Here is an 11185-nt window from a genome sequence, read left to right on the forward strand (position 1 = left end):
ACGTTTTTTCGTCACTGATACTTGCTCGCGATGAAAATGATTCTTTGAAAAGGAAATACATAGTCATTTTAACCAACAGATTGAAAGTCGCATTTAATATTTCAATTAACTAAGCAGAGTAGCCTTCCAATGGTCTACTCTATTTTTTTAGGCAGGGGTTATGGTTATAATAGATTTATATAACGGTTATCAGAGGTGAAGAAATGAGTTACGAAGTATTACAAAAGCACATGTTAAAGGATACATACATAGACATTTCATTTAGAAGGTACTTAGCATTTAAAGAAACGGAAGCATATGATGAGGCCTATAAAGATGAAATCTTGACGAGATTGAATGATTTTTTGCAGGGACAGGAAATTAATGAACTTACTGTAGTTGAAATTGTAAAGAAAATACAAAAGGAGATCCCCTCTTCTGGCAGTTTTGTTCATTGGAGCAATACTGGAGACTTGGTGAAGCATGCTGAGTCACGGCCTTTGGAATTAGCAGAGTTATTGAATCAGTTATATTATTCAGCTATACCGGTTGAAGAAAGGATTGAAGGGTTTAAACAAAGAGGTTAGGCTTTCCTTTCAACGATTTCCTTGGGAGCACAGTTGTTTGGATATTTATTAGCGGCACTTGATTACAAAAAATATCCACTCCATAAGCAAGAGGTTTTTAGCGATTTGAAAAAATCCTTTGGAAGTGAGTTAAAACTAGGTACAGTTGGCACCAATTATGAAACGTATTTAAATCTATGTGAGAAAGCACTGGAACACTTCAAGCCTTCGTATCCTGAGTTAACAATTTTGGATATGCAGGATTTCTTTTTCTGCAGTACCCAGTACAATCAAATTATAGTCGAGAGTGCTGTCGAGTATTTGTATCAAATGGCTGTTGAATTGAGTGTTTTCATGAAAAAGCCTGAGCGTTTGTTGGATGTTCTTGTCACGATGGATCGACAACAATTACACTCGCTCCGGGAACATTATCGAAACAGCGAAAAAATCAACCTTATTAAATTTATGGTTCTTGATAAAATTCTTCTATCAGGTTCTATCAGTCTAGCGGAACTGGAACAGATTAAAGAACAGGTGAAGGCGAAGTACGATACAAATATCCTGCAGGCTTGGATTAATTTTACGATTCTTTTCCAGCTCTATTATTCGGATAAAAAACAAAAGGTTCAGGAGGAGCAGCGGAAAATTCATGCTGCCATCCGCCATTTGGATGAGTTTAAAGATATGCCTTTTGTGAAGGATAAAGCGTTAAATGGTTTCAATTGGAATCAAAACTTTGGAGGATCACACTGCTGGCTGGCAGTTTATGAAGAAGGGTACGATAATCACCGAGTAGCTCCGCAGTTTTATTTATCAGTGGATGAAAAAGGAATTCGTTATGGTTTATTTTATGGAGATCAGCATCCTAAGCAAGGGCAGGACGATATTACCATTGAGTCGAATGTCCACTTTTTTACTTATGAAGAATTTCATCAGAAAATGGCTGGTGTATTAGAGCGTTATAAAGATCAAGGTACAAAGGAAGTCAAAGATACAGTAAGTCCTTATCAAATGGAAAAAGAAATTAGTACGGAAACATGGACAAATCTCCTTCAAGACCGCCAGATTTTTTATGAAAGTGATTTAGTGTATCTTCAAAAAATGGTCGAATTAGGCGGGCAGGCCACTGCCACCCAGCTAGGCGCCGCACTAGACAAGCATAATAATTCCTTTAATGCCCCTGTTGGGAATCTGGCAAAAAGGGTATTGACAGCTACTGATATGGCTGCACCTAAAAGACCAGATGGCAGCAATGCCTATTGGTCAGTACTTTTTGATGGCGAATATGAAGAAAACAATCATTTTCTTTGGATATTAAAACCAAATTTGAAAGAAGCCATGGCAGCAATTTTCAATAATGAAGAGCAGTTTGAATCATATACAAAAGAAGATTTCTTAAGTGAAGTATTTATTGATGAAAAACAATATGACACTATCGCGAACTTACTTCAATATAAGAGGAACATAATTTTTCAAGGACCTCCTGGTGTGGGTAAAACGTTTGTATCGAAAAGGCTGGCCAAATCTTTAATGGGTGTGAATGATCCTAATCGAGTTGAAATGGTCCAGTTCCATCAAAACTACGCTTACGAAGATTTCGTGATGGGTTATCGGCCAAGTGAACAAGGATTCGCACTATTAAATGGAATCTTCTTTGACTTTTGCGACCGTGCTTTAAAAAATCCGGAACACGATTATTACTTCATTATTGATGAGATTAACCGAGGGAACTTGTCGAAGATTTTTGGAGAACTGTTCATGCTGCTTGAGCGGGATAAACGAGATGAATTTGTTACAATGGGATATTCCAAAAAGAAATTTACCGTACCCAGCAATGTCTATCTAATTGGCACGATGAATACGGCTGACCGCTCGTTAGCCCAGTTGGAGGTAGCACTTCGCCGCCGCTTTGCTTTCGTTACACTTGAACCTGCCTTTAATGAGAAATGGCGTAAACCACTTCGATCTTCGGGTGTATCCGAGAAAATGGTAAACCGAATTTTGTTTGCGGTGGAAAAGATAAATAGAGTTATTGTCGGTGACTTCCAATTGGGGAGCGGGTATGCGATTGGCCATTCCTTTTTTACAGCAAAACCGGATAATCTGGATGAGAATATGTGGTATGAAAATATCCTTCACTTTGAGGTTATCCCGTTAATAGATGAATACTTCTTCGATCGGCCGGAAATCGTGCAGTCATTGATTGAGGGAATCTAAATGGAGACGATGTTTAAAGTTCCAATTCGAAACTTGTTTTGTCTGCTTAGTTATGTAAACGAGATGCCGGATTTAGTTGAGAGCCTCAGTGATGTGGATGAGAACTTGATTACCTATGACTTTATCACCAATCAATTTTTACAGGAAGTGCAGCTCTTACATCGGAGTGGGCTGATAAAAAATTATGTAATCAAAAGGGAATCCACCAGTCATCTCGGGGGACGCGTAATGATGAATGATTCCATGCCCTTTATCGTGGGTAGACAGCCTATAGTGGTATGCGAGAAGGATCAATATTCTGCGAATATTCTATTGAATCAAGTGATGAAAAGCACGTTAAAGGCGATTTGTTTTAACCATTTTATAAAGGAAGAAACGAGGAAACGCAGCTTTACCTATATGGAGTACATGCCGGAAGCGGATGCTCTCCCAATTACCAGTGACATTTTTTCAAGAATATACTTTGGCAGGCACGACGTTCGCTATAAACGAATGATTCATATTGCCAGATTATTGCATGAATTGACGCTGTTGTCCCATAAGCATGGCAACTGGAGCTTATTCAATGCGGAACTTGATGAAACAGCTCTGAATCAAATATTTGAGAAATTCCTGTTTCATTTTTACCGAATTGAGCAGCAAGATTATCAGGTAGCGTCAGAGACTTTGCGCTGGAAGCTGGATGGGAGTCCATCCTTTTTGCCATCGATGAAGACGGATGTTTCGTTAACGCATAAAAATCGTCAACAGAAAGTAATCATGGATGCAAAGTTTTATAAGAATGTTTTCCAAAGAAACTTCGGAAAAGCATCCTTCCATAGCCACAATATGTATCAGCTGTTCACCTACCTGATGCACCAGCCAAAAGATCTGTGCCTGCGTGGCATTTTGATTTATCCGTTTAATGGGGTAGAAGTGGATGAGACGTTTACCTGGGATGAACGAATGACGATGGAAGTATTGACCTTGAATTTGAATGATTCGTGGAAGGAAATTTATCGGAAGTTGATTAGGGTTCTTGAAAGATAATATAGCCGCTAAACGAACAAATGTACTAAGGATAGGATTTAATAGGTTCTCAAGGGTGATCGACATGCTACTAGGTTTGACCATAGTGACGGTTCAGTGGAAAACCATGAGAATCGTCCCTGTGGCATGAAATAAGAGTATCGCAAAAAATCCCGAGATCCATTGATGGAATTGGGATTTTTTTAATAAGAGTAAATTTTGTTATTTTTCCTTCAATACGCCTATTTTAAAAAGGTTAACAAGTATCCCTTTATTTTTATACCGATTATAAGCAATCAATCTATTTAAATTCTTTATTGTTAAAGCTGATGGATTAATGGCCAATTCAATTTCATCCTTAATCAAGATACCACTAATCTGCTCTTAAAGGTAGAAAATGTCTCTAAAAGATCCTCGCTTGATCAGTTTTATCAGGTACTCTCGTCATTTTATAATGGTAAGTGTTTTTACTGTGGGAAGACCATAAAGAAAGCAAACGCACATGTCGATCACTTTATTCCCTGGAGTTTTGTCCAAGCGGATCAACTGTGGAATTTGGTGATTGCCTGCAGCGCTTGTAATTTGTCGAAAAGTGATAAGTTGGCCAATGAACTATTTTTAGAGACAGTGATTGATCGAAACAAAACGTTAGTTTCAATCACAGAGCTGAGAAATAGGGAAGATATGCAAGTCTATTCAAGTAAAAAGCTGGAAGACCTTTATCACTATTCAGTCGAAAATGGATTTACTGATTTTTGGATGCCAAAGAAGATAATCGTCTAATCTGAAGCATTACAGCTTACAGGAAAGAATGGTTGTAGAAGTAATAGTCAACTAGCATGCAGGGTCCAATGAGGTACTCTCAAAAAAAATAGATTTATTATTTTTAGGATTCTAAGAGATAAAAGTCTAATTCCTCCACACGTTACCCGAGGAATTAGACTAATGATGATCATTAACAATCGTGCCAACAAAGCGCGATATTTATGATTTAATATATCGGTATTGCTTATGTGAAAGAATGTTGGAATAGTAATTTTCAAATTACCAAGCAAGGTCATCAGGCCTTGCTTATTTGATTGGTAAGGGAAACTCTTTAATAGCCTAGATAATATGGGTTACAACTAACGACCCATTACAAACAGATGTGATTCAAACCAGGTAAAAATAGCTAATGTGTTAACGTATATTCAATATGGCAGACCTGGTTCTATTCTTTTATAACAATCTTCTCATGATGGAAAACGTTTGGCTGAAAATGATTGTTTTTTCTGGGGGTAATAAGCAAGAACAATGTTTTTGTATTCAAACAATGATAAAAACCTTATATATAATAGTTAAATAGTAATGAAGGTTAGTAAATAGGCTGGGAATGGATTATTATCTGAAAATTCATAACTCTGTGTTGACTATTCCAATAAGTGGGGTTAAGATAAAAGGGAAAACATTTGGCTAAAATTTGGCTAAATAGATTTGGCTTTTTGGCGCTAAATAACTTTAAAGATAATGAAAGGGTGTGGTGCTTGGCAACTCTAAAAGAAATAGTCATTGCTATAAGTTAATGAGCCGGTTTATTGATGAACAAAAGGATGACATGCCGACAGTGATGTTTCTTGCAAGTGACGTCATGACGATTTTGTAGAAACGGGGGAGGGATCTCTAATTTTTACTTTCGAATGATTTGAAAGGGTTTACAATCATGGTCAACACATTTAGGGTCATTCCCCCGGCACACTAAAGCTTTCAACAAAAATGGCAGATTTTCCGGATGAACATTTCAACCTGATTGATCAACATCGAATTTACAGATGAAGAATACGAAAAAGTCCTCTTAGAAGCCCTACGGTAATAGTTGCCCTTCCATCATAGAATACTTACACTATATGTTTTTTTCACGCAGACAATAGAACTAAATCTCCATGGTATTACTACCGCTAGCCAACTCAATTTCCGGACTTGTTTCACCGATGTTTCCGTAGCATCCAATATTTTGTACGATAAGAAATCAAAATATTCTGTTTGGATTCTTCGGTGATGACATGTGCAGGTTTACGACCACGATCACCGTACACAAATAAAGTTTTACCTTGTTTCTTGTAGCCGTGTTTCATACGGTTTACATGCTTTTTCGTACGTCCAAGGGTGTAAGCAGCACTGTCCTGTTTACCGTCTGTTTCAACTAGTTTTTTATTAATTGTGTACTTTTGATTTCCCTCCATGGTTAAGTTAACCTTTCTCATTTTGTATTAATGTATTAAATAAAAGTAACGAGTTTTTAAGAGATTTGAAGTTACCAGGAAAGGAGGTGATGAAAAACTGTTTTGCCCTTTTAGTGTAAAAGAGAAGTTAGAACACTCGAGCTACTAATTAATGTAGAAAACAGAAAATAACAACTCTGAAAAAAAGAGGCTGAAAACAGAGAAGCAAAACTCTAGAATAAATGAGGCTGAAAACGGAGGATCACATCTCCAGAATAATGTGTTATTTGTATTTTGAAGGAGGTCGAATAAAATGCAACATTACAAGATTAGGAAAAGGTTCGAAAAAAAAACCCTGTCCGTTATACTTTCGGTGCTGATGACCCTAACCCTGTTGCCTTCTTTTGCATTTGCGGATACAGGTGCACAAACAACGATTGGCGGCAAAACAGTTGAGGAACTACAGAAACATATTAATAATCTATATTCAGATGAAACAACCGGCACAACCGGGCGTCTTCATAGGATGCAGGCATTTATTCAGGAACTTGCACTACATGCAAAGCTTAAAAACCCGGACTTTAAAATTATTCCGCAGGACGGAATCGATCTGGCTTTTAAAGATGGCGTTTCTGCCAACGGAGTTGACGAGGGTATCCTTGCTTTAGTTGATGGTTGGGGAATTGAAGGGATGGTAGGAAACGGGACCTTGACTACTCCAACTGCAACCCAACAAAAATACATTGCGTTAAGGCAAGCAGGCATATATGTGTCCGATACTACGGTGGTTAATACCCAACAGCAGCTTGACAATTATTATGCCAGAGCCAAAGCGTGGGACATTATTCCTTATCCGCGTATTGGTGGGGAATTAGCTCAGAGTTTATTCCCCGGATGGCGCTGGGCTGTCAATGGGGATTACTTTTGGGTTGATAATCCGTCCACTATAGGCCTGGGCAGCAGAATAGACGGCACCAGAAATGTCAATAAACTGACTGACGCGAAAAACTACCTGTACAATATCAACAGCCGACCTTATGATGCTTGGGACACATGGGACGCTGAAGAAGCAGCAGTTGTTGCAGAAGGCGGAGACGGTGATAGGGCTAGAATATTTGACTCATACGGCAGTGGCTTACTGGTTCCTTCCGCAGGCGGCCAGTATAAACCGGTTGCTGGAGAACGCGGGAAGCCCGCTGATATTGATGGCGTGAAAGCGCTATATGGGGACGAATGGGACTGGTGGTGGAGACAAGCAGGTCTTAACGTCAATGATGGTAGAAAGACTTGGCTTGAAGCGCTCAGGAACTCAGACTATGATGTGATTTATATTGATTCGTTTTACAACCATAGGGCATTTCCGGAAAACCAAACCCCTCTTACAAAAGAAGAGATCGATAGCCTTAAGGTTAAGCCCGACGGTGGCAAACGGCAGGTCATCGCGTATTTGAGCATCGGCTCGGCGGAGCAGAATCGTTGGTACTGCCAGGATGAGTGGACAAAGGCAGATCCTAATAATCCGAATACACCTAGGAGTATGAAAGCCGGCACAACAACCGGAAGCGGAGCCTCAAGAGTATATACTCCTGCCGAAGAAGGCACTCCGACGTGGCTGGCTTTCGGTTATGGCGGAAACTACACTGAAGAGGCGATTGTGCAATGGTGGGATCCGGCGTGGAGAGACATTATTATCAACGGCGGCGGCCAATACAAACATAAGACTACGGGAGACAACACGTCTTCCATTGACAGGATCATAAACCAGGGATTTGACGGAGTGTATTTGGACAATGTAGGTGTCTATAGCAATAACAGCTGGCCATCATGGGAAACTTACTGGACTGCTAATGGAGGTTTTCCCGGTGGATCCGTTTATCCAAATTCACATTCACTTCTAATGTTGCCGATGTCATTGATGGCTCCGTTTCAAACACGGAAAACACCGTTTGGAGTGCAGACACAAGTGTCTTGCCAAACCACACCAACACGATACCAGTTCCAAAGTTGAACCTGCCTACTGGCATGTTAGCAATTTGGGTGGTTACTGCCTCGCAGGATCCTGCCTACAAGGTTGGAGAAGTAATAATGAACCCATCCTCAATTATAGCTAGGAAGGACATCACCTTCGAACTGAGGTTAGTAAAGGCTACCGGAAACGACATTGTATGGAATGGGGCGAATGATAGAGAAGAAGCAGCAGTTATTAAGGCCGTTCAAAACGATAAGCGCAAAAATGCTTCTGGCCCTAAAATAACATCCAATGCCCACAGTGCGGAATTTCCAGGAATCTACTTTATCTGGGATTCCAAACAATCGGACAATGGCTACTTAAAGGTTCATGCTTCGGTATTCGATAAGTTTGAAAGTTTCATATTGACCGCGAAGGCATCCAATTCTTACTGGGATTTCGAAATCGCAATCCAGCCTGGCCAAGAAATGACAGATGATGATTGCTTTGTGTTCTATATCCCAAAGGTCAAGGAAGCCAAAAACATCAACATGGTATTTATTAGTGAGTAAGAACAAAATTCGCTTGTGTTACAGGCGCTTGACTATACGGAGAACCCTGTTGATATTCGGAATCCGGACAGAGGTTTTTACAGACCCCAAGAATATGTAATTCCGATCAGCGGTGGGATTCGAAGCTTCCTCTTGAAGCAAACTTAATTGGTTCGACGACAGTCAAGTAGACAATTGACTTATTCGAGAACCCGGTTGGGTTCTCGAATAAGTCTTGCATTTTTTTTTGGCCTGAAAAAAGGCAACTATATTAATTTGGGGAGGTTAGGAATTGAAAAAAGTATTCGGAAGGCTTGCGATCCTGTTAGTCGTTTGCCTGGTGTTGTCAAGCTCGTTGGATGCCGCAAGGGCGGAGTTCAGCTCGGTGAAGGCTCCCGGTAACGACATTGTATGGAATGGGGCGGATGATAGAGAAGTAGCAGCAACTATTGATGCCGTTCAAAACGTTACACGCAAAAATGCTTCTGGCCCTAAAATAACTTCCAATGCCCACAGTTCGGAATTTCCCGGTATCTACTTTATCTGGGATTCCAAACAATCGGACAATGGCCACTTAAAGGTTCAGGCTTCGGTATTCGATAAGTTTGAAAGCTTCATACTGACCGCGAAGGCATCCAATTCATATTGGGACTTCAAAATCGCGATCCAGCCTGGCCAGGAAATGACCGAAGATGGTTGCTATGTGTTCTATATCCCAAAGGTGAAGGAAGGCAAAACCATCAACATGGTATTTATTAGTGAGTTCAAACAAAAGTCGCTTGTGTCACAGGCACTTGACTATACGGAGAATCCTGTCGATATTCCGAATCCGGACAGGGGTTTTTACAGACCCCAAGAATATGTAATTCCGGTCGAGGGTGGAACTCCAAGTTTTCCTAACTTAAAGGCTACTATTACAGGTACCACGGTCCTGTCGATGCTCGCATCGTTTATATGGAATTTGACCTGAGGAACTTTTCGTCGAATGCCCCCCTGAAATAGAAGACCCTTAGGACCCTGGAGTGCTGCCGGTATCTTCCGCCAGATTATGGAACAACGCAGCCGTTGACACCCGCTGCGCTTGATTATGTAAGGGCAGCGCTTCAAAAAGTGAGAGATAGCGAAGCTGTTGATTGTGAAATTTAATTATGACGGACGGGGCTATACCTATATTGATAGTGGAGACTATGACCAGGTCATTCATGATTGCGAACCAGGGGCGCCACAAGGCAGGGTTTGGTATGAAACAGGAGTTCGGAGGATCTGATTTGGTTGATATACCTGGCCATGAGGACAAAAACTGGGTACAATATCATCTTTGGCAGCTTGGAAATGTTTTCAGCGAATTCGAAGATTCCATAATGGCTGTTAAAGGGGGGATCTTTGGCCCATGGGGTGAAATGCACTCGTCATCATATGCCAGCACGAAAGAGGGGTATCACTGGCTGTTGAATGCGTTGCTGAACTATGTTCCCGCTTCGCGTTCAATCTTAGTACATGCGGGCGGTGTCATGGCATGGCATAACGTTGAGTACGGTACCGATTATAGCTTTACTAATTTAATGCCGGCCCCGGCACGCGGAACACCGGCGCAACGTTTCGGTATGTTTAACGATAGTTATTCGTACGGTTTGGACGGCGACTGGTATAATGACAATGGCTCGCTTTCCGAAGGGTATGCATTAATTGGAACTGGGGATCAGGATGATTTCGATCGTAATGTTGTTTTAACCTGGATGAGAAATCAAAATAACTTCTATGGCGGTGAAACAGTTGGGCCCGGTGCTGCCGATAATATCTATCCCAGATTCCCTAACGTTCTTTATGAATCTGCTTATGCTCAAACTACTCATTTGAATACAAGTTATAACCAAAACACTTATCGCCTTTGGGGTGATTTTGTTTACAATGAAGCAAACGTCACCAAGCCGTTTACGCCTCCACACGATGGAGTGACTCGAACAGCAATTTTTGACCCGGTATATGACGGCAGAAGCGGAATGGAATATATGCGTGACAGATTGGGCTACCGGTTAGTATTGCGTGAGGCTAATGCAAGTAAATGGGTAGTGCGGAATGGTACCCTGAGGTTCAAAGGGAAGATCCAAAACGTCGGCTTTGGTAATGTGAGTAAACGAGATAAAATGTATCGGTCATTCTAAAGCCAAAGATGGTTCTAACACTTACACAGCACTCTACGAACCTTGACGAAAGGGATTGGCGGCCAGATTTGGACAGCAGGGCAAGCAATACCGCAGCATACCGTGATTTAAACTTCTCAATTAAGATGAGCTGTTTTTGGTTCTGTGCCTGCTGGTGACTATGATATTTACTTGAAGATCAATGATCCTAAAGAAACTAGCACTAACAGGCGTAGATATGCCGGTTCTGCGAATCACGATATTTGGAATACTTCCCTTGGAGCAAACTTAATTGGTTCGACGACTAGATTAGACAATAGGCCAGTTCGAGAACCCGGTTTTTTCCGGGTTCTCGAATAAATCTTGCAGTTTTTTTCGGCCTAAAGCCCTCAAAACGGCTATTTTTATAAGATACAAAAATCATATAGTTGATTTGTATAATGTTCCCTTATTTCTGTTGGTGCAGATATACACTAGGGGAGGCGTCTTTTCCTTTCTCTAAAATGAGACAATATATGGTCATTGCACCTGTCAAATTTTGGACAGACAATACGGTCAGCATTCGGTAATTTGGGCC

General features: G+C 40.7%; 10 protein-coding genes and 1 pseudogene. 10 read left to right on the forward strand and 1 reads right to left on the reverse strand.

Annotated features, from left to right (window positions below; translation table 11 throughout):
- Positions 1-203 precede the first annotated feature (203 nt).
- From ACO1D1_RS23215 to ACO1D1_RS23240, 6 genes and pseudogenes are all read left to right on the forward strand, one after another.
- Positions 204-566 (forward strand): hypothetical protein, encoded by a 363-nt coding sequence (locus tag ACO1D1_RS23215; RefSeq protein ID WP_423337306.1) that lies wholly within the window; start codon positions 204-206, stop codon positions 564-566.
- 33 nt (positions 567-599) lie between these two features.
- Complete coding sequence (locus tag ACO1D1_RS23220; protein WP_423337307.1) at positions 600-2762, forward strand: AAA family ATPase; 2163 nt, start codon at positions 600-602, stop codon at positions 2760-2762.
- Positions 2763-3791 carry an McrC family protein gene (locus ACO1D1_RS23225; RefSeq protein WP_423337308.1) on the forward strand — a complete coding sequence of 343 codons (1029 nt, stop codon included), beginning with the start codon at positions 2763-2765 and terminating at the stop codon, positions 3789-3791.
- A gap of 357 nt (positions 3792-4148) precedes the next feature.
- Positions 4149-4370 (forward strand): annotated as a pseudogene (locus ACO1D1_RS23230) (HNH endonuclease); the annotation flags it as partial.
- Positions 4371-4553, forward strand: coding sequence for a hypothetical protein (locus tag ACO1D1_RS23235; protein WP_423337309.1), 183 nt, complete (start codon positions 4371-4373; stop codon positions 4551-4553).
- Between the two features lie 736 nt (positions 4554-5289).
- Positions 5290-5412: a hypothetical protein gene (locus ACO1D1_RS23240; protein WP_423337310.1), complete on the forward strand. Its 123-nt coding sequence runs from the start codon at positions 5290-5292 to the stop codon at positions 5410-5412.
- Between the two features lie 319 nt (positions 5413-5731).
- Here ACO1D1_RS23240 and ACO1D1_RS23245 read toward each other — a convergent pair whose 3' ends face one another.
- The gene (locus ACO1D1_RS23245) at positions 5732-6010 is read right to left on the reverse strand and encodes a hypothetical protein (protein WP_423337311.1); all 279 of its coding nucleotides are present in this window, start codon (positions 6008-6010) and stop codon (positions 5732-5734) included.
- 271 nt (positions 6011-6281) lie between these two features.
- Here ACO1D1_RS23245 and ACO1D1_RS23250 point away from each other — a divergent pair, with 271 nt between their 5' ends.
- The 4 genes from ACO1D1_RS23250 (at position 6282) to ACO1D1_RS23265 (ending at position 10629) form a co-directional block, all read left to right on the forward strand.
- Positions 6282-7976 carry a hypothetical protein gene (locus ACO1D1_RS23250; protein ID WP_423337312.1) on the forward strand — a complete coding sequence of 565 codons (1695 nt, stop codon included), beginning with the start codon at positions 6282-6284 and terminating at the stop codon, positions 7974-7976.
- A 14-nt stretch (positions 7977-7990) separates the two neighbouring features.
- A complete protein-coding gene (locus ACO1D1_RS23255) occupies positions 7991-8488 on the forward strand; it encodes a hypothetical protein (RefSeq protein ID WP_423337313.1) in 498 nt (165 codons plus the stop codon).
- A 271-nt stretch (positions 8489-8759) separates the two neighbouring features.
- A complete protein-coding gene (locus ACO1D1_RS23260) occupies positions 8760-9437 on the forward strand; it encodes a hypothetical protein (RefSeq protein ID WP_423337314.1) in 678 nt (225 codons plus the stop codon).
- A 217-nt stretch (positions 9438-9654) separates the two neighbouring features.
- Positions 9655-10629, forward strand: a complete 975-nt coding sequence (locus ACO1D1_RS23265; protein WP_423337315.1) for a DUF4832 domain-containing protein — start codon at positions 9655-9657, stop codon at positions 10627-10629.
- The last annotated feature ends 556 nt before the right edge of the window (positions 10630-11185 follow it).

Source organism: Neobacillus sp. 19, assembly GCF_049463095.1.
Taxonomy (GTDB): domain Bacteria; phylum Bacillota; class Bacilli; order Bacillales; family Cytobacillaceae; genus Neobacillus.

Coding starts and splice junctions, on each gene's coding strand:
- ACO1D1_RS23215 (WP_423337306.1), top strand. CDS start 204: ATGAGTTACGAAGTATTACAAAAGCACATGTTAAAGGATACATACATA.
- ACO1D1_RS23225 (WP_423337308.1), top strand. CDS start 2,763: ATGGAGACGATGTTTAAAGTTCCAATTCGAAACTTGTTTTGTCTGCTT.
- ACO1D1_RS23245 (WP_423337311.1), bottom strand. CDS start 6,010: ATGAGAAAGGTTAACTTAACCATGGAGGGAAATCAAAAGTACACAATT.
- ACO1D1_RS23250 (WP_423337312.1), top strand. CDS start 6,282: ATGCAACATTACAAGATTAGGAAAAGGTTCGAAAAAAAAACCCTGTCC.
- ACO1D1_RS23255 (WP_423337313.1), top strand. CDS start 7,991: ATGTTAGCAATTTGGGTGGTTACTGCCTCGCAGGATCCTGCCTACAAG.
- ACO1D1_RS23265 (WP_423337315.1), top strand. CDS start 9,655: ATGACCAGGTCATTCATGATTGCGAACCAGGGGCGCCACAAGGCAGGG.